General features: G+C 67.5%; 29 protein-coding genes. 10 read left to right on the top strand and 19 right to left on the bottom strand.

Going from position 1 to position 24,218, the window contains the following annotated elements; all coding sequences use genetic code 11:
- Window positions 1-371: 371 nt before the first annotated feature.
- Entirely contained in the window at window positions 372-785 is a 414-nt protein-coding gene (locus ACFU4Z_RS10175) for an arsenate reductase ArsC (RefSeq protein ID WP_379061129.1), read from the top strand.
- A gap of 70 nt (window positions 786-855) precedes the next feature.
- Window positions 856-1,257 (top strand): VOC family protein, encoded by a 402-nt coding sequence (locus ACFU4Z_RS10170; protein ID WP_379061128.1) that lies wholly within the window; start codon window positions 856-858, stop codon window positions 1,255-1,257.
- Here the strand turns inward: ACFU4Z_RS10170 and ACFU4Z_RS10165 are convergent.
- Both ACFU4Z_RS10165 and ACFU4Z_RS10160 read right to left on the bottom strand, forming a co-directional pair.
- Window positions 1,247-1,960 carry a helix-turn-helix domain-containing protein gene (locus ACFU4Z_RS10165; RefSeq protein WP_379061127.1) on the bottom strand — a complete coding sequence of 238 codons (714 nt, stop codon included), beginning with the start codon at window positions 1,958-1,960 and terminating at the stop codon, window positions 1,247-1,249. The two genes, ACFU4Z_RS10170 and ACFU4Z_RS10165, sit on opposite strands and share 11 nt — an antisense overlap.
- A 118-nt stretch (window positions 1,961-2,078) precedes the next feature.
- A complete protein-coding gene (locus ACFU4Z_RS10160) occupies window positions 2,079-2,567 on the bottom strand; it encodes a hypothetical protein (RefSeq protein ID WP_379061126.1) in 489 nt (162 codons plus the stop codon).
- Window positions 2,568-2,873: 306 nt separating this feature from the next.
- Here ACFU4Z_RS10160 and ACFU4Z_RS10155 point away from each other — a divergent pair, with 306 nt between their 5' ends.
- Together ACFU4Z_RS10155 and ACFU4Z_RS10150 are read left to right on the top strand one after the other, a co-directional pair.
- Window positions 2,874-3,650, top strand: coding sequence for a dienelactone hydrolase family protein (locus ACFU4Z_RS10155; protein ID WP_379061125.1), 777 nt, complete (start codon window positions 2,874-2,876; stop codon window positions 3,648-3,650).
- 70 nt (window positions 3,651-3,720) lie between these two features.
- Complete coding sequence (locus ACFU4Z_RS10150) at window positions 3,721-4,683, top strand: threonine/serine dehydratase (protein ID WP_379061124.1); 963 nt, start codon at window positions 3,721-3,723, stop codon at window positions 4,681-4,683.
- 10 nt (window positions 4,684-4,693) lie between these two features.
- Here ACFU4Z_RS10150 and ACFU4Z_RS10145 read toward each other — a convergent pair whose 3' ends face one another.
- Window positions 4,694-4,984, bottom strand: a complete 291-nt coding sequence (locus ACFU4Z_RS10145; protein WP_379061123.1) for a hypothetical protein — start codon at window positions 4,982-4,984, stop codon at window positions 4,694-4,696.
- Between the two features lie 197 nt (window positions 4,985-5,181).
- Here ACFU4Z_RS10145 and ACFU4Z_RS10140 point away from each other — a divergent pair, with 197 nt between their 5' ends.
- Window positions 5,182-5,865, top strand: coding sequence for an SGNH/GDSL hydrolase family protein (locus ACFU4Z_RS10140; protein WP_379061122.1), 684 nt, complete (start codon window positions 5,182-5,184; stop codon window positions 5,863-5,865).
- Complete coding sequence (locus ACFU4Z_RS10135; protein ID WP_379061121.1) at window positions 5,862-6,470, top strand: TetR/AcrR family transcriptional regulator; 609 nt, start codon at window positions 5,862-5,864, stop codon at window positions 6,468-6,470. Before ACFU4Z_RS10140 ends, ACFU4Z_RS10135 begins: the two co-directional genes overlap by 4 nt.
- On the opposite strand, the gene ACFU4Z_RS10130 is transcribed toward ACFU4Z_RS10135, so the two are convergent.
- From ACFU4Z_RS10130 to ACFU4Z_RS10115, 4 genes are all read right to left on the bottom strand, one after another.
- Window positions 6,461-6,826, bottom strand: a complete 366-nt coding sequence (locus ACFU4Z_RS10130) for an META domain-containing protein (RefSeq protein WP_379061120.1) — start codon at window positions 6,824-6,826, stop codon at window positions 6,461-6,463. The two genes, ACFU4Z_RS10135 and ACFU4Z_RS10130, sit on opposite strands and share 10 nt — an antisense overlap.
- Before the next feature lie 95 nt (window positions 6,827-6,921).
- Complete coding sequence (locus tag ACFU4Z_RS10125) at window positions 6,922-7,632, bottom strand: IclR family transcriptional regulator (RefSeq protein WP_379061119.1); 711 nt, start codon at window positions 7,630-7,632, stop codon at window positions 6,922-6,924.
- A gap of 211 nt (window positions 7,633-7,843) precedes the next feature.
- Window positions 7,844-8,755, bottom strand: coding sequence for an NADP-dependent oxidoreductase (locus tag ACFU4Z_RS10120; protein ID WP_379061118.1), 912 nt, complete (start codon window positions 8,753-8,755; stop codon window positions 7,844-7,846).
- Between the two features lie 183 nt (window positions 8,756-8,938).
- Window positions 8,939-9,556: a dihydrofolate reductase family protein gene (locus tag ACFU4Z_RS10115; protein ID WP_379061117.1), complete on the bottom strand. Its 618-nt coding sequence runs from the start codon at window positions 9,554-9,556 to the stop codon at window positions 8,939-8,941.
- Between the two features lie 145 nt (window positions 9,557-9,701).
- Here ACFU4Z_RS10115 and ACFU4Z_RS10110 point away from each other — a divergent pair, with 145 nt between their 5' ends.
- Window positions 9,702-10,526, top strand: coding sequence for a phosphatase PAP2 family protein (locus ACFU4Z_RS10110; protein WP_379061116.1), 825 nt, complete (start codon window positions 9,702-9,704; stop codon window positions 10,524-10,526).
- Here the strand turns inward: ACFU4Z_RS10110 and ACFU4Z_RS10105 are convergent.
- Window positions 10,499-10,825 (bottom strand): plasmid stabilization protein, encoded by a 327-nt coding sequence (locus ACFU4Z_RS10105; protein WP_379061115.1) that lies wholly within the window; start codon window positions 10,823-10,825, stop codon window positions 10,499-10,501. The two genes, ACFU4Z_RS10110 and ACFU4Z_RS10105, sit on opposite strands and share 28 nt — an antisense overlap.
- Before the next feature lie 263 nt (window positions 10,826-11,088).
- Between ACFU4Z_RS10105 and ACFU4Z_RS10100 the strand changes: the two genes are divergently transcribed.
- Window positions 11,089-11,286, top strand: a complete 198-nt coding sequence (locus ACFU4Z_RS10100) for a hypothetical protein (protein ID WP_379061114.1) — start codon at window positions 11,089-11,091, stop codon at window positions 11,284-11,286.
- Here ACFU4Z_RS10100 and ACFU4Z_RS10095 read toward each other — a convergent pair.
- The 3 genes from ACFU4Z_RS10095 to ACFU4Z_RS10085 all read right to left on the bottom strand — a co-directional run bounded on the left by ACFU4Z_RS10095 (window position 11,283) and on the right by ACFU4Z_RS10085 (window position 14,549).
- The gene (locus tag ACFU4Z_RS10095; protein ID WP_379061113.1) at window positions 11,283-12,191 is read right to left on the bottom strand and encodes a DMT family transporter; all 909 of its coding nucleotides are present in this window, start codon (window positions 12,189-12,191) and stop codon (window positions 11,283-11,285) included. The genes ACFU4Z_RS10100 and ACFU4Z_RS10095 overlap by 4 nt on opposite strands.
- A gap of 205 nt (window positions 12,192-12,396) precedes the next feature.
- Window positions 12,397-13,704 carry a glycosyltransferase 87 family protein gene (locus ACFU4Z_RS10090; RefSeq protein WP_379061112.1) on the bottom strand — a complete coding sequence of 436 codons (1,308 nt, stop codon included), beginning with the start codon at window positions 13,702-13,704 and terminating at the stop codon, window positions 12,397-12,399.
- Window positions 13,705-13,943: 239 nt separating this feature from the next.
- Window positions 13,944-14,549, bottom strand: a complete 606-nt coding sequence (locus ACFU4Z_RS10085) for an SRPBCC family protein (RefSeq protein WP_379061111.1) — start codon at window positions 14,547-14,549, stop codon at window positions 13,944-13,946.
- Between the two features lie 124 nt (window positions 14,550-14,673).
- On the opposite strand from ACFU4Z_RS10085, the gene ACFU4Z_RS10080 reads away from it, so the two are divergent.
- Together ACFU4Z_RS10080 and trxA are read left to right on the top strand one after the other, a co-directional pair.
- On the top strand, window positions 14,674-15,084 hold the full coding sequence (locus tag ACFU4Z_RS10080; protein WP_379061109.1) for a MerR family transcriptional regulator: 411 nt from the start codon (window positions 14,674-14,676) through the stop codon (window positions 15,082-15,084).
- A complete protein-coding gene (gene trxA / locus ACFU4Z_RS10075) occupies window positions 15,084-15,428 on the top strand; it encodes a thioredoxin (RefSeq protein ID WP_379061665.1) in 345 nt (114 codons plus the stop codon). Before ACFU4Z_RS10080 ends, trxA begins: the two co-directional genes overlap by 1 nt.
- Before the next feature lie 57 nt (window positions 15,429-15,485).
- Here the strand turns inward: trxA and alc are convergent, their stop codons facing one another.
- The 8 genes from alc to ACFU4Z_RS10035 form a co-directional block, all read right to left on the bottom strand.
- Window positions 15,486-16,517 (bottom strand): allantoicase, encoded by a 1,032-nt coding sequence (alc, locus tag ACFU4Z_RS10070; RefSeq protein ID WP_379061108.1) that lies wholly within the window; start codon window positions 16,515-16,517, stop codon window positions 15,486-15,488.
- 10 nt (window positions 16,518-16,527) lie between these two features.
- Window positions 16,528-17,835, bottom strand: coding sequence for an allantoinase AllB (allB, locus tag ACFU4Z_RS10065; RefSeq protein WP_379061107.1), 1,308 nt, complete (start codon window positions 17,833-17,835; stop codon window positions 16,528-16,530).
- Window positions 17,828-19,015 (bottom strand): glycerate kinase, encoded by a 1,188-nt coding sequence (locus tag ACFU4Z_RS10060; protein ID WP_379061106.1) that lies wholly within the window; start codon window positions 19,013-19,015, stop codon window positions 17,828-17,830. The genes allB and ACFU4Z_RS10060 overlap by 8 nt, the downstream gene beginning before the upstream one ends.
- On the bottom strand, window positions 19,012-20,814 hold the full coding sequence (gcl, locus tag ACFU4Z_RS10055) for a glyoxylate carboligase (protein WP_379061105.1): 1,803 nt from the start codon (window positions 20,812-20,814) through the stop codon (window positions 19,012-19,014). Before gcl ends, ACFU4Z_RS10060 begins: the two co-directional genes overlap by 4 nt.
- 2 nt (window positions 20,815-20,816) lie before the next feature.
- Window positions 20,817-21,704, bottom strand: a complete 888-nt coding sequence (locus ACFU4Z_RS10050; RefSeq protein ID WP_379061104.1) for an NAD(P)-dependent oxidoreductase — start codon at window positions 21,702-21,704, stop codon at window positions 20,817-20,819.
- Window positions 21,705-21,757: 53 nt separating this feature from the next.
- The gene (locus tag ACFU4Z_RS10045; protein ID WP_379061103.1) at window positions 21,758-22,558 is read right to left on the bottom strand and encodes a hydroxypyruvate isomerase family protein; all 801 of its coding nucleotides are present in this window, start codon (window positions 22,556-22,558) and stop codon (window positions 21,758-21,760) included.
- Entirely contained in the window at window positions 22,559-22,936 is a 378-nt protein-coding gene (locus tag ACFU4Z_RS10040) for a gamma-glutamylcyclotransferase (RefSeq protein WP_379061102.1), read from the bottom strand.
- Between the two features lie 214 nt (window positions 22,937-23,150).
- The gene (locus tag ACFU4Z_RS10035) at window positions 23,151-24,218 is read right to left on the bottom strand and encodes an XdhC family protein (protein ID WP_379061101.1); all 1,068 of its coding nucleotides are present in this window, start codon (window positions 24,216-24,218) and stop codon (window positions 23,151-23,153) included.

The raw sequence follows: 24,218 nt of genomic DNA, 5'->3' as shown, positions 1-24,218 counted from the left end.
GCCCGCGCGCGCGCGCGCGCCCCCCCCCCCCCCCGACCCCAACTCAGAGCGCCCGCCCGCGCTGTGTGTGGCGACCCCCCCCCCCCGGGGGGGGGGGGCGGCGCCCCCCCCCCCCGGGCTCTTTTCGGGTGTCTAGTATCGAGACATACCTGAAGCGCTGCAACAACTCTCGGATGTGTTGCTCATCGAATTCGGCGGCGCCGCGTGCGCCGCGACCCGGTGAGCGTGCATCCGGCCCGCGCGCGTGCTGGTATACGTATCACTCACACTACGGCGCCGTTCGGGCGCCCCGACCGGCTCGAACCACCCCGCATCGCCCGACCTCGCGTCCAGCATCGCTCGATTCACCCAGTTGAAAGGTATTCCCGCACATGGCTCACAAGCCCAGCGTGCTGTTCGTCTGCGTCCACAATGCGGGCAGATCGCAGATGGCCGCCGGATTTCTCGGTGCGCTCGCCGGTGATCGCATCGAGGTCCGCTCCGCGGGCAGCGCACCGGCCGGCGCGCTCAACCCGGCCGTGGTCACCGTCATGGCCGAGGCGGGCATCGACATCTCCGCTCGCGCGCCGAAGATCCTGACCATCGACGCGGTCGCCATGTCCGACGTCGTGATCACCATGGGTTGCGGCGACGCCTGTCCGTTCTTCCCAGGAATCAGCTACCGGGACTGGGTGCTGCCCGACCCGTCGGACGAGGACATCGCCATCGTGCGCTCGATCCGCGACCGGATCCGCATTCTCGTGGAGAACCTGATCGCCGAACTCATTCCGGCTACCGCCAGCTGAGCGCCGCCCTCGTCCGCGGTGTCCGATTTGTTCAAGACCGGCCGCACCGAGCCCGCTTAGGCTGCGGATCATGACTCCACAACTCGACTTCATCGGCATCGTGGTCACCGATATGGCCGCCACCCTCGACTTCTACCGACGCCTCGGGCTGGATTTTCCGGAGGGCTCCGAGAACCAGCCGCATGTCGAGGCCGCGATCGCGGGCGGGATGCGCATCGCCTTCGATACCGAGGCGGTGATCAGGTCATTTCATCCGGAGTGGCAGCCGCCCAGCTCTGCGGGCCGGACCGGCCTCGCCTTCCGGTGCGCCGATCCCGCCGAGGTCGATCGGGTGTTCGCCGAACTCGTCGACGCCGGATACCACGGCGAACTGAAGCCATGGGACGCGATCTGGGGTCAGCGCTACGCCTCGCTCGCGGATCCCGACGGCAACGGCGTCGACCTGTACGCCCCGTTGCCCGCTACCGACTGAGCAGCTCACGCAACGACATTCCCGCCAGGTCTCGCACCTCGCGAGCCAGATGGGCCTGGTCGGCGTAGCCGGTGCGTGCGGCGGTGTCCGCGAGCGCCACTCCGCTGCGCGCCACCGCGAGGGCCCGCTGCAGCCGCAATACCCGGGCGAGCGTTTTCGGCCCGTATCCGAAGGCCGCGAGGGATCTGCGGTGCAATAGCCGCGCACCGAGCCCGGCCGCTTCGGCGGTCTGCGCCACCGACCACCCCGCATCCAACGCGACCGCGATCCGGCGCAGGATCGGATCCGGCGGTTCGGTGTCGGCCGCCCGCCGCAGCACCATCGCCTCGAGCGCGGCGATCGCGTCGTCGGCGGCGTCGATCCGCGCGGTCAACTGCCGGACCGTCGCCGACGGCCACAGATCCGCGAGTTCGACGCGTCGATCGCGCAATTCGTGCGCGGGCACCCCGAGCAGGGCAGGCGCACTACCGGGAAAGAAACGAATCCCCGCAAAGCGGGTTCCCACCGGCACGGCTGGACGGTAGGCACCGGTATCCGGACCCGCGACCGACAGCGTCCCGCCCGACCACAACAGATCCATGCATCCATCGGGCAAAACCGGCAGGCCGAGATCATCGCGAGTAACGGTGCGCGTCCACACCACAGCACCGTCGAACCGTGACGGCCGCTCGCGATATCCGAGCTCCGCCGTTGCCTGCGCCACGATTCGAGGCTACCTCGGTCGTCGGCGACTCCATCGAGATTGTCTACGCCGTAGACAACCGGGACGGGGGGCTGGACTCCGGCCCCGACGCCGGCGCGATACCCGACCCGCCCACAGCTCAGCGCGGGTTGAGACCGCGGGGTGCAACGCGGATGTAGTCGATGTCGGTAGCCGTGATTCTGGCGTCGGGATCCTTGCATCCGACGCTGACTTCCGCCGCGGGCGGTGACGAAAAAGTCCAGATGGTGGTCCAGTCTTCGCCTGCGATCGATTCCTGTTTCTTCACATCCGAGGAGCGGAGGTCTTCGTTTCGTCCGGTGCTGTCAGTTACCGTGCAGCGCAAGCCCGCTACCGCCGCGCCCCACTTCGCGAGAACTTTGATATCCATGACGGCATCGGCGGGTACGAGCACTTTTTCGGTTTCCCCGAGGGTTATCCGCACACCGCCGCCGGGCTCGGCAGTGTCGCCCGGTTCCGGCGCGGCGGTCACCGCACTCACCGACGAGGCAACGGCCGACGTCGCGGCGGAACTCGACGGCTTGTCATCGGAGCATCCGGCAGCTGCGACGGCCACCAGCGCGGACGCCGTAATCCAGATCAGTTTCACAGCTCGAACCTCTCTTCGCGCCCACTAACCAGGCGTCGGTACGGATCAGCGATCGAACAGAGTATGACGACTTCTCAGGTGAATGCAGACTACATGGCGTCAAAGTTGGCAATTGATCCGCAAATAGCGTGCGCGCGGCCGAGTTCGAGCGCAAGGGGAAAACTCCGCACACCGTCGCCGAGAATTGTTCCGTGTATCCGTATGCCGTCGAAGACAATTCGCGCCTACCGAACATGTTCGGTTCGACTGCGCATCGACCGTTAGGATCGCGGTGACCGAAGTGATCACCTGGTTCGGAGGACGCCGATGACGTTGCCCGTCGTATTCGACACTTTCGACATCGCCGCGGCCGACGGCGACGCCGATTCCTTTCTGGTCCGGCCCGATGACGGAGGAGCCCATCCCGGCCTGCTGTTCCTCATGGATGCCTACGGCCTGCGCCCCTGGCTGCGCGAGATGATGGAAACCATTGCCACGCACGGCTTCACCGTGCTGGCGCCGAATATCTTCTATCGCTCGGGGCGCGCACCGCTGCTGCCGATACCCGACCCTACCGAGCCGGACGGCCAGGCCCATTTCTTCGCGGCATTGGCCCCGGTGCGGCAGCAGCTCACGCCGGACAACACCTTGGCGGACGCGAAAACCTACCTGGACTGGCTCAGCGCTTGCGAGTTCGTCGCGCCGGGCGCTCTCGCCGTGACGGGCTATTGCATGGGCGGACGGCTCGCGCTGCGCACCGCGGGCGCCTATGCGAGCCGGATCGCCGCCGCGGCCAGTTTCCACGGCGGACGCCTCGCCGTCGAGGATGCGCCCGACAGCCCGCACCACGCCGCGAACGGCATCACCGCGGAACTACTGATCGCCCACGCCGATCGGGACCTCTCCATGCCCGCGGACCAGATCACCCTGCTCGACTCGGCGCTCGACGCCGCGGGAGTTCGATTCACCTCGGCGGTGTACCGAGATGCGCAGCACGGCTTCACCATGCGTGACACTCCAGCATTCAACGAGGCTGCCTACGAACGCCACCTGCACGCCCTGCTGGCGTTGCTGAATCGCACGTTCGCGGACAGCACCGCATAGACCCGGCGGCAGGCGGGCCCCCTATGGCGAGGAAGACTCATCGATCGACCGGACCGGCACGAGGAGCGCAATGGAATTGACCTACCGCGACATCAAGGCAGCCACCGATCGCGTCGCGGGCCGGGTGCGGCCGGTCGCCCTCGCGCCCGGGGACCGCCGCGCCGGATCCGGCTCGGGCGAGCTGTGGTTCGCACTCGAATTCATGCAGCACACCGGCACATTCAAGGCGCGGGGCGCACAGAACTTCATCCAGGCGCATCGGGACGAGGGCACATTACCCGCGGCCGGGGTGACCATTGCCTCCGGCGGCAACGCCGGCCTCGCGTGCGCTTGGGCGGCGCAGCAGCAGGGCGTGACGGCGACGGTGTTCCTGCCGACGACGGCGCCCGCGGTGAAGGTCGGCAAACTACGCGGCTACGGCGCGCAGGTGCGGATGGTGGGCGATGAATACGCGCACGCGCTCGCCGCGTGCCTGGATCACGCCGACACCACCGGAGCACTGCTGTCGCACGCCTACGACAACCCGCTCATCGCCGCGGGCGCGGGAACCCTGATGGAGGAGATCCACCGGCAACTCCCCCAGCTCGACACCATCGTCGTCGCAGTCGGCGGCGGTGGCCTTTTCGCCGGGATAGCCACGGCCGCAGATCATTACGGCATTCGAACGGTTGCGGTGGAGCCGGAGCATTGCCGTGCGCTCCGCGCCGCGATCGAAGCCGGGCACGTCGTCGACGGACCCGTCGATTCCGTCGCCGCCGATTCCCTCGGCGCCAGGCGCGTCACCGAGCTGGCGCTGCACGCGGCCCAGCAGTATGACGTCGCATCGATGCTGGTCTCCGACAATGAGATCGTCGCCGCCCGTCGCGCGCTGTGGCACGATCGCCGCCTTGCCGTCGAGCACGCCGCCGCAACGGCGCTCGCCGTCCTGACCAGCGACGATCAGCGCCCCGGCCGGGCGTACCTGCCGGATCCGGACGAGCGGGTCTGCGTCGTATTGTGCGGCGCGAACACCGATCCCTCCGATCTGGGCTAGCCGCGGCTCGCTAGCTGCCGATCACGGCATTCATGATGGTGCCCGCGCTGGTCGCGACGACACCGCCGATCATGGCTCCCGCCACCATCTTCGGCGACTGCAGACCGCCGCCGGACCATTTCTCCCACGCGAAGCGGCCGCCCGCGTAGGTGATCGCGCCGATGCCCGACAGCAGGACGAACCAGGTCAGGTAGCGAACCATCTGCAAAATCTTGTCCGAGATCGGCGGCGCCTCCGGGGTCGGGTTCCCGATCTGGGCGAGGACTGTTCCGTACATGTCGTGTGCCGCAGCGAGAATCATGCTCACAGTCGTACCCCTCTTCGAATGCCGGTGACGCCGTCGAACGCCTAGCCAGATGATAGCCGGTCATTCTGAGAAAGATTGCGCAGCAACCTGATTCGCACCATCGCCCGAAGACGCGCCGGGCGGGACGCGCGCACACGGCCCGTCGCCCGCGCACTCTTGTTTAAACATACGATCGGACGTATTCTTTGTTTATGACCACCACGACCCTCCCCTCGGCCGAAGAAACCGATCCGTACTGCCTGCACCCCCTCGATGCGGCAGCACTGCTTTTCGACGCACCATGGCGGCGATTCGCGGTGCTCGGCGACAGCCTCTCGGCGGGCATGGGCGACCCGAGCCCCGGTTATGCGACCTTGGGCTGGGCCGACCGAGTAGCGGACACACTGCGCCGGGTCCATCCGGATCTGGCGTATCTCAACACCGCGCAGCCTGGCGCGACTACAGACCAAGCGCTGCAACACCAGTCCGCACAAATCCGCGCGTTCGCCCCCGACCTGCTCCACGTGCCCTCGGGCGCCAACGACATCGTCAGGCGCACCCCCGATTTCGACGATATCGAGCACACCCTGCGCGAGATGTACCGTCTCGCGAGTGGCACCGGGGCGCAGCTGATCACTTTCACCCTCGGCAAGGCGTATGTCGTGCCGGTCTTTCCCGACTGGGACCAGCGGGTGCGCACGGTCAACGACATCACCCGCAGCCTGGCCGCCGAATACCGCGCGCACGTCGTCGACATGTGGGATCACCCGATCAACCACCGCGCGAACCTGTTGAGCGCGGACGGTATTCACTTCTCCGCATCGGGCCAAGCCGTGCTGGCCGCCGAAGTCGTCAAACGACTTGCCCATCAGCTCGGGAAGCCGGTGCGGGCGTGACCTCCGACAAACGCCTGTTGCGCGGGGCCAGGTCCCGTCAGATCGTGCTGCGGCAGGCCGTCGACACCGCATCGCTCGATGGGCTAGAGGGCCTGAGCTTCGGCAAACTGGCCACCGACACCGGACTGAGCAAGGCGGGCGTGCAGACCCTCTTCAAAACGAAGGAGATTCTGCAGGTAGCCGCCGTCGACCATGCCCGCGAGATGTTCATCGACGCCGTGATCCGCCCGGCCCGCACCCACTCCCACGGGACGGCACGCCTGCGCGCGCTGATCGAGCACTGGATCGTCTACGCCGCGACGCCGCTGTTTGCGGGCGGTTGCCTGCGGATGGCGAATATCGCGGATTTCGACAGCCACCCCGGCCCGGTCCGCGACGCCCTTGTCCGCGACCAAAAGGACTGGATCGACGCCATCGCCGGCGAACTGCGGCACGCCGTCACCGCGGGCGAAATCGCGGACCTTGACACCGATCTCGCCGCATTCCAGATCGACGCCGTGCTCGGCGCCGCGAATAGCGCACTGCGCCTCGGCGATACCGGCGTGGTGCACAAGGTACGCCGCGTCGTCGAGGGCTTCCTGGTGGCGCCGTCGGCTCAGTCGTGATTGGCACGCGTTCGCTGCAGCACAATTTCGGCGTGGTCGCCGGTCAGCACCAGAGCGTCGTCGACGACCGCCCAGGCCGGGGTGAGCAGCAGGAATTCGCTCAGCCAGCGGTCCTGCTGCATCAGCTCCGCCGAGCACGTGAGTACGGTGGAAAACGGTGACCTGGCTTTGACGATTCCGTCGTCGATATCGGCGTCGAACATGACCGTGTTGCATCCCGCGTGCGCAGAGAGCCTGCGGGTCTCGGCCACGAACCACAGCGTGATCCTGGTGCCGGGGACGAGACGGCGGCGTTGTCCGTCCTCGGTGATGGACAACGAAACGTAGCGGTGGCCCCAAAGATTGGAGTCGGTCATCGGCGGATCAGCCCTCACTCGCGATAGTTGAACAACCAACTATCGTGAAGTGTGCACGACGAACCCGGAACGGGTCGGTCCACTGAGCGAACCGATCAGCGAAGATTCTTCTCGATCTCGCGGGCCGCATGCGTGACCAGGCTCGGGAGATTCGGCGGAAAGCGCTGCGCAAGGGACATACAGGCGATCGCGGCGGGACCATCGGATCGGTTCGATTTGATGGCCGCTGCCGCACAACAGATTCCGGACACCAGGTCGTAGCGATCGACGGCGATCATGCCGTCATCGGCAATGGCGGTTTCGATGCGCCGCCATTCACCCGCCGAATAGGTCGGCGGCGGTGGCGCATTGTGGGCCCGTGCGGCGTGCAGCACCTGCACCATCGCGGTCCGGAAGGCGAGATCGGCTTCCGTCTCGGCCGTGACGAATACCTCCGCACCCTTGAAGCTGGCGATCAGATGCACTTCGTCGCCGTCGAGAACACACACTGCGACAGTCCCTTTGGTCATGGCGGCCAGCGTCCGTCCCGGCCGTTGCACGGCCTGGCGCAGCAATGGCGCGGCCTGCCACTGCCTTCCCAGCTCCGCCATACGAGCACCCACGAAATACCGTTGCTCCACCCGCTGCACCGCGCCGAGGGCGACCAACTGCTCGGCGAGCCGGTACGCCGTCGCCTTCGCCAGCCCGGTGGCGCGCGCGAGCTGCGAAAGACCGCACCCTTCCGGGACGGCCGAAATCGCCTGCAGCACTTGGAACCCGGCTTCTAGCACGCCACGTCCCGCAGTCTCGGTCTGTGCCTCTGCCACCACCGCGCCAGCCCTCCTCGCTCAGCGCACCGCAGGTTCGGGGCGCGCTCCCCAGCGGCCCCGCGGCCTCCCAAAGAATACGCCCGGACTACCCCGATCCCGCGAGAAACGGCCCATCGCCACCTACATCACGCAGCGCGGGGCCAATTCGACTGTGTCCGTCTGTGACTGGAGCCCTCCGCAGCGGTCGATTCGAGTGCGCCACCACGGGTCAGCTCACCAGTAACACGACTTTGCCTGGACCACGCCCGGTTTCGCTTTCCTGCTGGGCGGCGGAGGCCTGGTCGAGGGGGAAGGTTCGAGCGGAGCCGGGGAGCCGGTATTCGCCCGCGGCGAGCCGTTCGGCGACCTGCTCGGCCAGTTCGGTCGGACGCGGCGCGCCACCCGCGCTGGTGAAGCTCACACCGAGCTCGGCGGCGGCGGGATCGGCGATGGTCACGATCCGGTCGGTGCCACCGCGCAGATCGATGGCGGCGGGCAGGGCACCATGGCCCGCCGCGTCGAATACGGCGTCGACACCCTTGGGCGTCAGCGCGCGCACGCGTTCGGCGAGACCGTCGCCGTAGGTGGTCGCAGTGGCGCCGAGGGCGCGCACGACGTCCTGATTAGCCTGCGAAGCAGTGCCGATGACGTTGACGCCGCCCGCCACCGCCAGCTGCACCGCCATCGAGCCGACGGCCCCCGCCGCACCGTTGATCAGCAGCGTCTCGCCGGGCTGCGGCCGCAACAGCTTCAGCACATGGTCCGCGGTAGACACGGCGACGGGAAGCGCGACGGCGTCCGCCCAGTCGAGCCCGGCGGGCTTGGGGACGACGGCGGCGCTCAGCGCGTACTCGGCGTAGCCACCGCGGCGCGCCCAACCGAACACCTCGTCACCGACGGCCACCTCGGTGACCGACGGGCCGACCGCGTCGACAACGCCAGCGATCTCGGCGCCGGGATACTGCGGAAACACCGGTTCACCGAAGGTCAAAGCGCCCGAGCGCACCTTCCAGTCCGCCGGATTGACCCCTGCCGCCCGCACAGCGACACGGACCTCTCCCTCGCCGGGCTCGGGTATCGGAACATCCACGATCTTCAGCACGTCAGGCCCACCGAACTCGTCGAACGCGATCGCCCGCATCTCGTCTGCCTCTCTCCTGGTTGCTCGTGAACAACCACCCTAAGCCGAGATTCATGCCCCGCCTCGGATCCCGATCCACAACCGCGGCGGCCACTACCTCCTACCACCGAGAACAGCGGGCCCGGGAACGCCGCGGTCGTCATGAGCATCGGGCAGCGGGGCGCTGCTGATGCGCATCTTCGATTACTGATCACCCTGGGGCAGGTGCACTTTCGCATCCTCGTAGGTACCGGTGGGCGGCGTCTCCGCGAGTGCGTAGACCTGGTGCACGACCCCCGATTCGAAGGTGGTCGAAGAGACCAGGCGCAGCGGTAGCGGAGTGTCGGCCTCCTCGAACAACCGCGCGCCCGTGCGGACGGCGATCGGATGGACGAGCAGGTGCAATTCGTCGAGCAGTCCGGCCTCGAGCAACTGCCGGACAACCGACACCGACCCGCTGATGGCGATGTCTGTCGCGCCCGGCTCGTTCTTCAGCGCGGTGACAGCCTCGATGAGCTCGCCTTTCAACAGTTCGGAATTGCGCCAGGTGAACTGCAGGTCCTGGTTGGACACGACGATCTTGCGGGCATCGCCGAGCGCCTTGCCCATCGCAGCGTCCTCCTCGCCCGCCAGCTCCCGATCCGGCCACGCCCCCGCAAAGCTGTCGTAGGTCTTGCGCCCGAGCAGCAGTGTGTCGGCGGACCCGAGCTGCGCATCGACCGCCGCGCCCATCTCGTCGCTGAAGTACGGGAAATGCCAGTCCTGCGGGTCTTCGGTCACGCCATCGAGCGAGATGAACAGACCTGCGGTGATCTTCCTCATGGGACGTCTCCTGGTGGTGGTTGCTTCGTCATCAGATCAGACGAAGCACACCTCGAGAATTCATCGCTCGCGCGGCGACCCGGCCTGATCGGTCGCAGGCACACCTCTCAGCTTCTGCACAGCACACCCTCGCAATACTCATACGATGCATCCCCTCGGACTCTTGCACGGCGCCATCGTCGACGCTGTCACCGAACCCGCCGCGAAGGATGTCGCGCTGGCCGAGTTGGCCGTGGCGGGGATTCTGGTCGCCGCGGGGATGCTCCAGACCGGTCGCCGATACCTCTCGGCGGCGTTGTGCGTCGGTGGGTTGCTCATCGCGTTCGCGATATTCGCGATCCAGGTGTCCGACAATGGCTGGCTGACCGGCGGCGACACGCCGACGCGCAGCTGGTTCGTCGCCCATCGCACACCATGGATGGATACCGCCGCACGCGTGATCACCACACTCGGGAGTCCGGGGGTAGCCATAACGCTCGCCGCGCTCATCGGCGCGTGGCTCTCGTGGCGCGCACGATCCGCGCTGCCGATCATCGTGATAGTCGCGACGGGAGCCGCCGCCTCGGCAACAAGCACCACCCTGAAGCTGGTGGTGGGACGGGCGCGCCCGCCGATCGAGACACAGCAGGTCATCACCACGGACTACTCGTTCCCGTCGGGACACGCCACCAGTACCTCGGCGCTGGTCGGCATCACCGTCGCCATCCTGGTTCTCGGGCACGGCCGCCGGTTCCTTGCGCTACTCAGCGCGGTCGCGGCCCTGCTCATCACCATGGTGGCGGCGAGCAGGCTTTACCTCGGCGTGCACTGGCTCACCGACGTCATCGCCGGCGCCCTCCTCGGCACCGCCTACGCGGTCATCGGGGCCACCGTGCTGTACGCACTCGAGCAGCGGCGAACATTCATCGGCGGTTCCGAGGCCGCGGTGTCCGCCGGACGGAGTCACTTGCCCAGCGCGCGGGCCAGCTGACTCTTCGTCATCTTCGAGCGGCCCTCGATATTGCGCTGCCTGGCCTCGTTGTAGAGCTGATCGCGGGTGAGCCCCTTCGGTCCCTTGGTCCCGGATCGCAGGCCACCACGCCGCTGCGGCGACAGATCGTTCGTCGAGGACCGACTCGCTGTCTTGGTCCTGCCGGATCGGGCGCGGTTCTTGTTGACGGTGCGGGCGGCGATCTCTTCGGCCCGATCCGTGCTCGCGCCCCGGTCCTTCGCGGAGTCCTTGATGTGGTTGTACTGCCGCTCGTCCTTCTCGCTCCATTCCTTCGGCATGTCACACCTCCTTGGCACCGAGTACCCAGACAGCTTCGGCTGAACAGGTCGGCCGACCGGGCACCGCGGGCCGGGAATAGTCACGCCGCGATGGCGTGCTCGTCACCTCACAACTCGACCATGGACTTTCGGGCTGCCGCTGATGCGCCACCGAGAGGCGTGACCAGGGACGGAAGGTTCGGCAGCGCGTTCGGCGGCGGAGATGTCTTTCACGCCACGTCGATAACAGTTTGATAACCCCGGCGGCTGGGTATCACAACAACATGACAGTGACGAGAAACCGAACTCACCGGATCGCCGGTGTGGAGTGGGGAACCGCACTGCTGGCTCTGGCAACCTGCTTCACGTTCACCGCCGGCATCGCCGCGATCACCCGATCCTTCACTACCGCAGCAGTTTCCACCGTCTGCATCGTGGCGGGGCTGGTGTTGACCCTCAGAATCCTGCCGCCGAACCGCTAGCTCCGCTTCGACATCCGAGTGGCCCCGATCGAGGCGGCGACCACACACGTAACACCCGCCCACTGCGCAAGATTCATGATCTGGCCGAGGACGACGAGACCGGCCAAGGCGGCCGCGGCGGGTTCCAGGCTCATCAGCACGCCGAACACCCGAGCCGGAATGCGCCGCAGCGCCTCGAGTTCCGCCGAGTAGGGCAAGACCGACGACAACATCGCCACTCCGAATCCCGCTGCGAGCACGGACGGTTCGAGCAGCGCGGCACCGGCGTCCGCGATGCCGACGGGCGCCATCAACAAGCCGCCGAACGCCATCGCCAGCGCGAGGCCGCCGCCACCGCTGGTCCGCTCTCCGAGCGCGGCGCCGAGCAGAATGTAGCCCGCCCAGCACACCGCGGCGGCCAACGCGAACAGCACTCCCGACCACATCACCTGCCCCGCGGCCTGGGTCAACAGCACCACCCCCGCCCCGGCCAGCAATGCCCACAGCGGGTCGATCCAGCGGCGCGAGCCCGCGAGCGCGACCGCGAGCGGCCCGAGGAATTCGATCGTCACCGCCATGCCGAGCGGAATACGGTCGATCGACTCGTAGAACGACAGATTCATCAACGCGAGCACAGCGCCGTAGCCGAGCACGACGGGCAGCGCGCGCCGATCGATGCGCAGTGCCGACCGCCAGAAGATCAGTAGCACGATCCCGGCGAAGAACAGCCGCAGGCTGACCGCGCCCGCGGCGCCGGTCGCGGCGAACAGCTGCTTGGCCAGCGCCGCGCCGATCTGCACGCTGACGATCCCGGCAAGCACGAGCGTGGTCGGCGGGACGCCCCCGAGCCCACGTTGCGCCATCGCCCGCACGGCGGGCAGCGGCCACGCCGATTTCGGACTCCGTTCGAGATCGATCGCCACCACGTGCCATCCTCCGTTTCCAACGCCAATTGCCCAGGCCCCCACCATGCCAACCCACACCGACACGTGTCGAAAAGTCACTACCTCGCACCGGCAGTCGCGGCGATGCCCGCGAGCAATGCGGCCAGGCGCGGCGAACCAGGTTCCAGATCGGTGGCGGGAACATCACGCATACTTGCTTGCGGGTCTTCCGAGGCTGCTTGCTCGGTCAGGCCATCGGTTGCGAGCCGGTGAGAGCCGCGGGCGCCGGTGCGGCATCGTCGGCAGGCGGGCGCACCGGCGCGACGGCGGGCGAACGCCTGCTCGTGACGACGAACACCACAACGAGCAAGACACTGAGCCAGACATAGGTGTTCCCGACCAGGTGCTGCCACGGTGTCCACGACAATTCGCGTTGTTTGTCGCCGGGCATCCAGTTCTGTGGCCCGTAGACGAACGCCGCCGCGGTGACGGTGATCGCGACATACCAGCCCATCGCTTGCCGCACCGGCAACCGGGTCGCGTACCCGACCATCGCGAGCAGCGCCGGCGCCACCCACACCCAGTGATGCGACCACGAGATCGGCGACACCAACAACGTGAAGACCGCGTTGATCGCCAACGCCAGCGCGGGCGCCGAGGCCGCGCGCCGCATAGCGACGACGACCAGCGCCAGCAAAGCGGCGCTCAGCACCAACCACAGCAGGGTGAACAGTGGCTTCTCCACGCCGAACCTGGCGAGCACGGCCTGGATCGACTGGTTGGTGTGAAACGACGAGCCACTGAGCCCGGAAACGTTGCCGAGCCCGCCGAACCAGTACTGGACGGATTCGTGCGGCAGCACCGCGAAGCTGATCGCGGTCGCGGCGGCGCCGGTGATCGCGGCGGTCGCCGCCGCGCGATAGTCACGGCGGACCAGGAAGTACAGCACGAACGCCGCGGGAGTCAGCTTGACCGCCGCGGCGATGCCGATCAGCATGCCGCGACGCCATTTCGGCTTCTCCGTCAGGCAGTCGGCGGCGACGAGGACCATCAGCAGCAGGTTGACCTGACCGAAGTCCAGCGTCGAGCGAATCGGCTCCAGCAGCATGGCCAGCGGCGCCGCGCAGGAGGCGGCCAGCAGTGCGGTCCTGCGCCCGGACTCCGCCGGCCAGCGCCGCCGTGCGACCAGATACAGCGTGACCGCCAGCGCGACGGTGGAGGTGAGGAAGAAGGTGAAGGCCGCGGCGTCCCACGGGAGCAGTGCGAACGGGCTCAACACCACCGCGGCGAACGGCGGATAGATGAACGGCAGGCCGATACCGATGGTGGTCTGCGGCAGCTGTCCGTACATATCCGCGCCGTCACGCAGCGCCTCGATCCCGAGCCGATACACCTGCAGATCGATGAAACCACCGGTGATTCGATGGAAGGGCCACAGCGGCAACATCAGACACAGTGCGGCGAATCCCGCCAATAGCGGCGGCACCAACCACACCAAGCGCCCGAATCGACGGTTCGGTGTCCTCGGTTCGTCCCGGGTGGTCACGCTGCTCATCCGCGGCCACTATACCGACAGGCGGCAGCCCCGCCGAATCGGCGGCCACCGCACCTGGGAGGTACCGGCCCTGGTCTGCCGCCCAGATCGCGCCTACCGCCGCGGTCCGAGCATTTCGGGCTGTCCGGCCCGCGCATCGAACGCGAAAAGCGAGTGCGCGCTGTGCGCATCCATGGTCGGCACCGCCCGCGCGGTATCACCGAACACGCCCCTGATTCGACCGGCGGAACCGACGTGAGTTACCGCGCGGACCGGTCACGGGCTGGTTCGGCATCGAGCAAGGCACCGCCGGTCACCGCCGTCACCGCCTGTCGACTCGCCTTCCGCTTGCGCGCCCGCTCGCCGAGATCACGCAGCAGCACGACGTATCGACTCCACTCGGCGGGAGTCCGAATCGCCCCGGTCAACGCACGCTCCGCACAGTCGAGGCTGTCTTCCAGCAACGCGTCGTGCATCCAGCGATAGAACAGCGGCCACGACAACCGTGCGCGGCCACGCAGCTTGATCGCCAGCACATGACTGAGCAGGATGGCGCCGTCGCCCGCGCGCCGCACCGAATACTCGTGAAACCCGTGGAACCCGCGAGGCGCGGTGAAGCGGAACCGAATCCAGCGACCTGGCTCATACGCCTCGACAATGTAGTGAACGGGGCCGTGCCCGCCGACAGCCCCGAATCCCACAGGGCGGTCGAACCGCACCGCGGGCCACTTGTCTCGCGGCCACAACCGGTCGCCATCGCTCGCGATGCCGTCGATCAGCGCCCCAACCTCGGACTCCGACACCGGCAGCCGCCGCGTGTGGATATTGAGTACCGCCATCTCGCCACCTTTATTTAGAACGTTCATTCTAGAACAATTAGAGGGTACGTTCCACAACAAACCGGGTCAAGCACAACCTCACGTGGCGAACATCGCCCGATCGACAAGAAGTGTTGCCTTGACGTTCGGGGCAAGGTTTACCGTCGATCACATGCGAATTGGTGAACTCGCCCGGCGAGCCGGAACGACAACGCGGGCGCTGCGCTTCTATGAGTCACAGGGGCTGCTCGATGCGCGACGCTCGGCCAACGGGTATCGCGAGTACGACGAGGCGGACTTTCGGCTGGTCGACGAGATCCGGACCTTACAGGCCGTCGGCTTGAGCCTCGATGACACCAAGCCGTTCGTCGAGTGCCTGCGCGCCGGTCACGAGACCGGAGATTCCTGCGCCGACTCGATCGAGGTCTACCAGCGCAAACTCGCCGAGGTCGAGGAATGCATCGCGCGGCTCGACGCGGTGCGAGCGGGGCTGCGGGACAAGCTGACCCGCGCGCTGACCCGTCCTGCGCATGCGTGCTGCGGAGCGGAGACCATCGAGATGAACGAAATCCCGGAGGCATGATGTCGTCCACCCACACCGCCGACATCGCCGCCGTCACCGACGAAAGCTTCGTGCGCGATGTCCTCGAGCACGACAAACCCGTTCTGGTGGACTTCTGGGCGGCATGGTGCCCACCGTGCCGCATGATCGCCCCGGTACTCGCGCAGATCGCCGACGAGCGCGCCGGATCGCTCACGATTCGCGCCGTCGACACCGACGAGAACCCGGCCGCGATGCGCGACTACCAGGTGATGTCGCTGCCGACGCTGATCCTGTTCCGTGCCGGTCAACCGATCAAGACGCTCGTCGGAGCGCGCTCGAAAGCCCGGCTGCTCGCGGAGATCGATGCCGCCCTCGACGCCTGAGGACACTCTGTCGACGACATCGACCGCGCCACCGCGACCCCGGTTCGCGGCGTGTGGCTACTCGGCGGAGGAAAGCCAGCGGGAGTTCAGCTTTCGCTCCGCGGCCGGGGTGAGGGCCCCGAAGACGCCGAGGCGGGCGAGGCCGCCGTCCGGGTAGATGTCGACGCGCACATGGGTGGCGGGCCTGCGCGGAGCACGCGGCAACCGGAATCGATGCGGGGTGTCGGGCTGCAGGGGCGTTTCGGGCAGCAGCTCGAACCAGGCCGGGTCGTCCGACGGGGGCAACGGTTCGTCGCCGTGGTGATCGATACCGAGCAGGCGGGCCGAGCCAGGGGCGTTGAACAGTAAGTTCGTGGTGTCCAGCTCGATCAGCTCCGGAAAACCTTGGGCAGCGAGACGGATTGTCGCCCAGTCGTTTCCGCCGTCCCGACGCCGCGCGGTCTCCCACCCCTCCGCTTGGTTGCGCGCCAGGCCGGGGGCGAGCATGTTGTCCGGGGCGGAATAGAACATATTGGAGCACGCCACCGCGCGTGCCCCGTTGGCCAGCGCCGCGAGGTCCACGGTGAGACCGGCGAGCAGAGCCGGATCCGGGACCACCTCGCCGTGCACGCGCAGGCGGGCCACGCCGCCGTCCGGGTACATATTCAGGCGGACATGGGTGAAGACGCGTTCGTCCGACACCGGGAACTCGTGCTTCGCATCGCCGCCGATCGCGCTGCGCGGCACGATATCCACCCATTCCGCGCTGCTCAGCCGCGCCACCGAGGGATAGTCCGGCGCCCGGCACGCCTCGACCGAAATATGGGGTGGGTAGTTGCCTTTGAACCAGGCCGTGTCCACGACGACGCCGCGGATCACACCGGGCATACCGAGGCGGACGATGGCCCAGTCGTCGCCGGGGCCGCGGTGCCTGCGGGTTTCCCAGCCGTCGTACTCCTGTCCCTTGGGACCGAACGTGTGCTCCTGGAAGCGCGGCTCCCACGGGTTGATGAGATTCTCGCGCTCTTCGAAAGATTCGTCGCTCGCGGCGATCACGCTCGCGCGATTACTGCGCAGCGCCAGGTCGGGCAGGCTGGTGAAGTCTGACATGTGTTCTCTCTCAACGGTTGTCGGTAACCAAATGGCGACCCGCGGGCGGGTGGCCGTGCCACGCGACCCGGCCGCCGAGCCAGGTGGAATGGACAACGCCGAACAGCTCGCGGCCGCCGTAGGGCGTGATGGGGTTCTTGTGCGCCAGGGCGATCGGCTGCACGGTGAACGACGCCGTTGGATCGAAGGCGACGAGATCGGCATCGCAGCCGACCTCGATCCGCCCCTTGCGGCGTAGCCCGGCCAGCTCCGCGGGCGCGGCCGCCATCCAGCCCACGACATCGGTGAGCCCGAATCCCCGTGCCCGCGCGGCGGTCCAAACCGCGGGCAGCCCGATCTGTAGCGAGGAGATGCCGCCCCACGCGCTGGCGAAGTCACCCTCCTTCATGGCGGGCGGGCACGGCGAATGGTCGGAGACCACGCACGACAGCACACCGTCGGCCAGCCCCTGCCACAGCGCGTCCTGGTTGGCGGCGTCGCGAATGGGCGGACAGCATTTGAACGCCGTCGTGGATGCCTCCGCGGCCGACAGCGTGAGATAGTGCGGACAGGTCTCCGCGGTGATGCGCACGCCGCGCGCCTGTGCGGCGGCGAGCGGTGCCAGGCAGTCCGCCGACGAGACGTGCAGGATGTGGGTGCGAGCGCCCGTCGCCTCGGCGAGGGTGATGATCTGTTGCACCGCAGAGCTTTCGGCCGCCCCCGGTCGAGAATTCAGGAACGCGCCATAGGAGCCGTCGACCGGTTCGCCCAACCGCACGGGATCCTCGGCGTGCACGATGAGCAGCCCGTCGAAGGACGCCAGCTCCCGCATCACCTTGTCGATCTCGTCGAGTGTCAGCGGCGGGAACTCCTCGACCCCGGACGGCGACAGGAAGCACTTGAAGCCGACGACGCCCGCCTCGTGCAGCGGTCGCAGCGAGTCCAGGTTGCCGGGAATCGCACCGCCCCAGAAGGCCACGTCGACATAACACTGTCCGTCCGCCGCCGCCCGCTTGGTCGCCAGGTCGGCAACGGTGACCGTCGGCGGCAGCGAATTCAACGGCATGTCGACGATGGTGGTCACCCCGCCTGCCGCAGCAGCCTTGGTCGCCGTGGCGAAACCCTCCCACTCGGTGCGCCCCGGTTCGTTGACGTGGACGTGCGAGTCGACAAGTCCCGGCAGCACGACCAGGTCGGCGAGATCGGTGATCGCGGTCGCGGGCAACACGGTGTCGTAGTCGGTCAGCGCCGCGATTCGCCCGTCCTGCACGGCTATTGCGGCGGGCCGGATCCCGTCCGGCAGCGCGACGCGCCGGGATCGGATGACCAGATCATGCATGAGCACCTGCCTCGTTGCGGATTGCCTTGTCTCCCAGCCAGTTCTCGGCGATGTCCTGAGCGAGCGCTTCCAGCAACGGCCCCGCCTTTGTCATACAGACCTCGGGATCCGGCTCGATGTCGGTCAGCGCGTACGCCTGCTCGATGTGGGCGCGCCGCAGCTGCTCGTCGGTGAGCGCCCGCCGCCCGGCGACCGCGATGACCGGAGCACCGACGGCCGCCGCTGCCCGTGCCACCCCGACCGGCGCCTTGCCGTGCAGCGTCTGCCGATCCAGCGAACCCTCACCGGTGATCACCAGCCGAGCGCCTTCGACCTGTTCGGCGAAACCGAGCTGCTCGAGGATCAGCTCGATGCCCGGCCGAACCTCCGCACCGAGAAAAGCGAGGGCGGCATAACCGACCCCGCCCGCGGCCCCCGCACCCGGCCGGTCGACGACGTCGATGTGCAGATCGCGACGCACGATCGACGCGAAATGCGCCAGCCCCCTCTCGAGTTCGTCGACATCGGCGGTCTCGGCGCCCTTCTGCCGGGCGTAGACGTTCGCCGCGCCGCGCACCCCGAGCAGCGGGTTGTCGACATCGGAGGCGACGGTCACCGGAACCCTGATCATGGCGCTGGTGTCGATGCGCGCCAGTCTGCGCAGCGACCCGCCGCCCGGTGCCAGCCGGTCTCCCCGCTCATCGAGGAAGCGGACGCCGAGCGCGGTCAGCATGCCGACGCCCCCGTCCGTGCACGCACTGCCGCCGAGGCCGAGGACGACCCGTCCGGCACCGCGCTCGACGGCCGCCTTGATCAGCTCACCGGCGCCGAGACTGCTCGCGGTCAGTGCCACCGTGGCATCGGGATCGCCCCGCAGCCTGCGCAACCCCGATGCCTCGGCGAGCTCGACGACGGCGGTGTGGTCGCGGAGCGCGAACGAAGCGACGACCCGATCCCCCAGCGGCCCCGTGACGGTCGTCGAGAACCGCGAGAAACCCGACTCCACCACGGCGTCGACGGTGCCGTCCCCACCGTCGGCCACCGGCATGGTCACCACCGGGATGTCCGGCCGGACCTGCCGAAGCCCCGCCGCCAGGTGCGCGGCGACCTGGGGAGCCGTCAGCGACCCCTTGAACTTGTCGGGCGCGATGACACAATGCCCGCCCCGCCACAATTTCCTGGCCGCGCCCGGCCGGCTCAATTGCCGCCTCCGACGGGTTCCGGTTCCTCGATCGGGGCGATCGCGGTCGGCGCGTCCGCGGCAGAAACTGCCAGCTCCTCGAACTCGTTGATGTTGTCGATCTCCAGTCCCATCGACACGTTCGTCACGCGCTCGAGAATGACCTCGACGACCACCGGCACCCGGAATTCGGCCATCAGCTTCTTCGCGTCTTCCAGCGCGGGCCCGATCCACGCGGGGTCGTTGACCCGGATCGCCTTGCAGCCCAGGCCTTCCACCACCTTGACGTGGTCGACGCCATAGCCGTTCAGCTCCGGGCTGTTGATGTTCTCGAAGTCGAGCTGGACGTAGTAGTCCATCGAGAAGTTCCGCTGCGCCTGGCGGATCAGGCCCAGATACGAGTTGTTCACCAGCACATGGATGTAGGGGATGTTGAACTGTGCGCCGACGGCCAATTCCTCGATGAGGAACTGGAAGTCGTAGTCTCCCGACAGCGCGACCACGGTGGCCTCGGGGTCGGCGGTCGCGACACCGAGCGCCGCGGGCACCGTCCAGCCCAGCGGCCCGGCCTGACCGGCATTGATCCAATGCCTCGGCCGGTACACGTGCAGCAGTTGCGCCGCCTGGATCTGCGACAGACCGATGGTGCTCACGTAGCGGATGTCGGGTCCGAACGCCCGGTTCATCTCCTCGTAGACCCGCTGCGGTTTGATCGGAACATTGTCGAAGTGCGTTTTGCGCTGCCCCAGCTGTTTGCGTGCCCGCACCTGGCCCGCCCAATCGCCGCGGTCGGCCAGTTCCCCCGCCGCCGCGAGCTCCCGGGCGACCGCCACGAACACCGCGAGCGCGGCGCCCGCGTCGGAGGTGATGCCGAAGTCGGGCGCGAACACCCGCCCGATCTGGGTCGGCTCGATATCGACGTGCACGAAAGTGCGGTCCTGGGTGTAGGTTTCGACGCCACCGGTGTGCCGGTTGGCCCACCGGTTCCCGATGCCGAGGACGAAGTCCGATTCCAACAGGGTCGCGTTGCCGTAGCGGTGCGAGGTCTGCAGACCGACCATCCCCGCGTGCAGGGCGTGATCGTCGGGGATCGTGCCCCAGCCCATCAGGGTCGGCACCACCGGAACACCGGTCAGCTCCGCGAATTCGACAAGCAACTCGGCGGCGTCGGCGTTGACGATGCCGCCGCCCGCGACGATCAGCGGCCGCTGCGCCGCGTTCAACATGCGGATGGCCTTCTCGGCCTGTGCCCGCGTCGCGGCCGGACGATGCACCTCCAGCGGCGCGTACGTCTCGATGTCGAACTCGATTTCGGCGAGCTGCACATCGATCGGCAGGTCGATGAGGACCGGCCCCGGCCTGCCGTCGCGCATGAGGTGGAATGCCTTCTGGAACGTGCCTGGCACCTGCGCCGGTTCGAGAACGGTGACCGCCCACTTGCTGACCGGCGCGGCGATCGAGGCGATGTCGACCGCCTGGAAGTCCTCCTTGTGCAGCTTGGCCACCGGAGCCTGCCCGGTGATGCACAGGATCGGAATGGAATCCGCACTCGCCGAATACAACCCGGTGATCATGTCCGTGCCCGCCGGGCCGGAGGTGCCGATGCAGACGCCGATATTGCCCGGTACGGCGCGGGTGTATCCCTCGGCCATATGGGATGCGGCCTCTACGTGACGGGCAAGGACGTGCCGGATCCCGCCGTGCGCCTTCATCGCGCTGTAGAAGGGATTGATGGCCGCGCCGGGCAGCCCGAAAGCCTGTGTCGCCCCTTCCTTTTCCAGGATCAGGACGGCCGCGTCGACGGTGCGCATGCGTGCCATGGTCAGCTCGCCCCGTCTGTCTCGGTCCGGCCGGACAGCGCGTCCGCGACGAGCAACAGCGCCGAATGGTCCAGCGAGCCGTAGCCCATGGCCCGCGCCGCGGCGATCAACTGCGCGGTCATCGCACCCATCGGGATCGACACCCCGGCCTGACGGGCGGCCTGCAGGATGATGCCCATGTCCTTGTGGTGCAGGTCGATTCGGAATCCGGGCACGAAACTGCGCGCCAGCATGGACTCGCGCTTGAGCTCGAGGATCTTGCTGCCCGCGAGTCCGCCTGCCAGCACATCGAGACCCTTCGCCGCGTCCGCGCCCAGGTTCTCCATCAGCAGGATCGCCTCGGCGACAAGGGCATACGTGCCGCCGACGACCAGCTGATTGGCAGCCTTGACGCATTGTCCCGCACCATTGCCGCCGACCAGCGCGACGGTCTTGCCGACCGCGCCGAAAATCGGTCGGGCGGCTTCGAAGTCGGCTTCCGCGCCGCCGACCATGATCGACAGAGCGGCATTGACGGCCCCGGTCTCCCCTCCACTCACCGGGGCGTCGAGGACACGCAGGCCCTTCTTCTTGCCCTCTTCCGCGGTCCACCGGGCCGTCTGCGGGGTGATCGTAGAGAAGTCGATGTACAGCGTCCCGGGGTTCGCGTGCTCGAGGACATCACCGAAGACCTGCTCGACGTGCTCGTCCTGGGGCAGCATCGTGATGACGATGTCCTTGTCGCGCACCGCTTCCGCGGCGCTGGCCGCGGCCGCGCCGCCCGCCGCCTTCAGCTTGTCGAGTCCGATCGGGCCGACGTCGTAACCGGTGACGTCGTACCCGGCCGCGACGAGGTGGCCCGCCATCGGGCTGCCCATGATGCCGAGTCCGACAAATCCGATCTTGCTCATGACTCCGTCATTCCCAGAGGGCGCTGTGTCGATGATTCGCTCGCTGCGCTCGCTCATTTGATCCAGTTCCAATCCAACTCGGGGTCCTTGTATTCGAGGCCGATCCAGCCGTCGTAGCCACTCGCGGCGAGAGTGTCGAAGAGCCGGGGAAAGTCGAGCTCGCCGGTGCCTGGCCGGCCGCGGCCGGGATCGTCGGCGATCTGCACATGGCCGATGTGCGGCGCGTAAGTCTCGATCACCTCGATGAGGTTCTCGTCCATCCTGGCCAGGTGATAGAGATCGCAGAGGAACCGCACGTTGGGCTCGCCGGTCTGCTCGATGACACGCACCGCGTGCTCGGCGCTCACGATCGGATACTCCGGCGATTCGAAGGAATTGAGTGCCTCCACCAGCACGGTGGCGCCGATGCGAGCTGCCGCCTGAGCGGCGACGCGCAGGTTCTCCAACGCGAGCTCGTCCTGCTTCTCCGGAGACTCGCCCGCGATCCGATTGCCGTAGAGGGCATTCAGGGCGCGACAGCCGGTACTGTCGGCGATCCCTATCGCCACATCGATGTTGTCCCGGAACTTCGTGACTGCGCTGGGGACCGAGACCAGGCCGCGCCCCGCCGGGATCAGATCGATGAAGTTCAGGCCGATCAGCTCGACACCGGAATCATTGATCGCGCGGATGAATTCGTCGATCTCTTTATCGCCCGGTGCCGGATTCTCCCCGAACGGCCACCAGAATTCGACCGCGTCGAATCCGGCCTGCTTCGCGGCGGCCGGCCGTTCCAGCAGCGGGATGTCGGTGAAGAGTATCGAGCAGTTGACATCGAATTTCGGGAGTTTCGAACTCCCTGCGTAATTATTCATTCAGCTCCTTCGGCGGTATTTCTGCCAGCTGCCGATCGTGGTGATATCGATCAGCTCCGGATACGACGTCGGCGGCCTGCGCAACACCATGGACAGGACCGAACGGCCGTCCTCCAGTTCGATCGCGCCGAGCTCGAGTTCGGGTGGCTCGGCGGGCAGCAACCTGCTGCGTAGCACGTCGAGCGGCACATCGAAGAGCTCTCCGGCGATCGAGTCGCCGCCGTCCGCGGCCGGCTCCAGGCCGGGAAACCGGTCTCCGACAGAGAAGAATCGGTAGCGCGGCGCGGTTTTCACCTCGCCCGCGAAGGGCGCGCCGTCCAGCAGGTGGTTCAGCGGCCCGCCACGCATCGCGGAACCGTTCAGAAATATCAACGGCATTGTTCGGGTCCTTTGTTCGAAATTTCGTCAAGTATGTGGGCAACCGGTTCGCTCGGAATAGAAGCGATTAACACCGAGCTCACCGCCGGTTTCGGAGCTCATTTCGTACGATGCTCCAGAAGGGCGTGTGTCATTGATCGGCTTGCCGTGGGCATACCGCACACCCCGTGCGATGGGTGTACGGCTGAGGCACGGGGTGTGCGGTAAGAAGCCCTCACCAGGCCGGGACCAGGTCCCGGTGGATCGGGCCGTCACTGGTGGTGAGCGGCTCTGTCGAACCGCCGCGGCGGACCGCCACGATCTCGGCGGCGACAGCCACCGCGGTCTCCTCGGCCGTGCGCCCGCCGAGGTCCAAGCCGATCGGCGAATGCAGTTGGGCGAGTTCGGATTCGGATACGCCGGCCGCGCGCAGCCTGGCATTGCGATCCTCGTGCGTGCGACGGGAACCCATCGCGCCCACATAGGCGACCGGCAGCCGCAGCGCCACCTCGAGCAGTGGGATGTCGAACTTGGCGTCGTGGGTGAGCACACACAGGACGGTGCGCGAATCCACCGGGGTGCGTGCGAGATAGCGGTCGGGCCATTCCACGACGATCTCGTCGGCATCCGGGAACCGGGCGCGGGTGGCGAACACCGGTCGCGCATCGCAGACCGTGACGTGGTAGCCGAGGAAACGCCCGATCCGGGTGACGGCGGCGGCGAAATCTATTGCGCCGAAGACGATCATGCGCGGCGCAGGCACGTAGGACTCCACAAAGATCGTGCGCTCCCTGGCCCCGCAGCCGATGACCCGCAGGCCGGTCGATCCGGTGTCGAGCATGGCCCGCGCCTGCGCGACGATCACCTCATCGAAACTCGCACCGAGGCTCCACCAGGTGCCGAGCGCCATCGCCGTCCCGGTGTTCAGATCCCGTACCAGCGCGACCGCTTCGGTGGACTGCAGGATCGCCTGAATGGTCCCGTGCTCATCGGGCGTAATCGCCTGAATGAACACTTCGAGCTCACCCCCGCAGGTCAGGCCGACGGCGAAGGCGTCCTCGTCGCTGTACCCGAAGGTTTCGCGCATCGACTGTCCGGTGCGCAGTACCTCGCGACAGAGCTCGTACACCGCACCTTCGACACAACCACCGGAAATGCTTCCGATGACAGCGCCTTCGGCATCGACGGCAAGGGCGGCGCCGGGCGGCCGGGGCGCGCTGCCGGTGACACCGATGACGGTGGCGACGGCGTAGGACTTGCCCGCCGTGTGCCATTGCAGGAGTTCTGTCGCGAGGTCACGCAT

It is taken from the genome of Nocardia sp. NPDC057440, from assembly GCF_042802915.1.
GTDB lineage: Bacteria > Actinomycetota > Actinomycetes > Mycobacteriales > Mycobacteriaceae > Nocardia.
The sequence above is the reverse complement of the archived record's forward strand: the minus strand, read 5'-3'. Positions and strand labels throughout refer to the sequence as shown.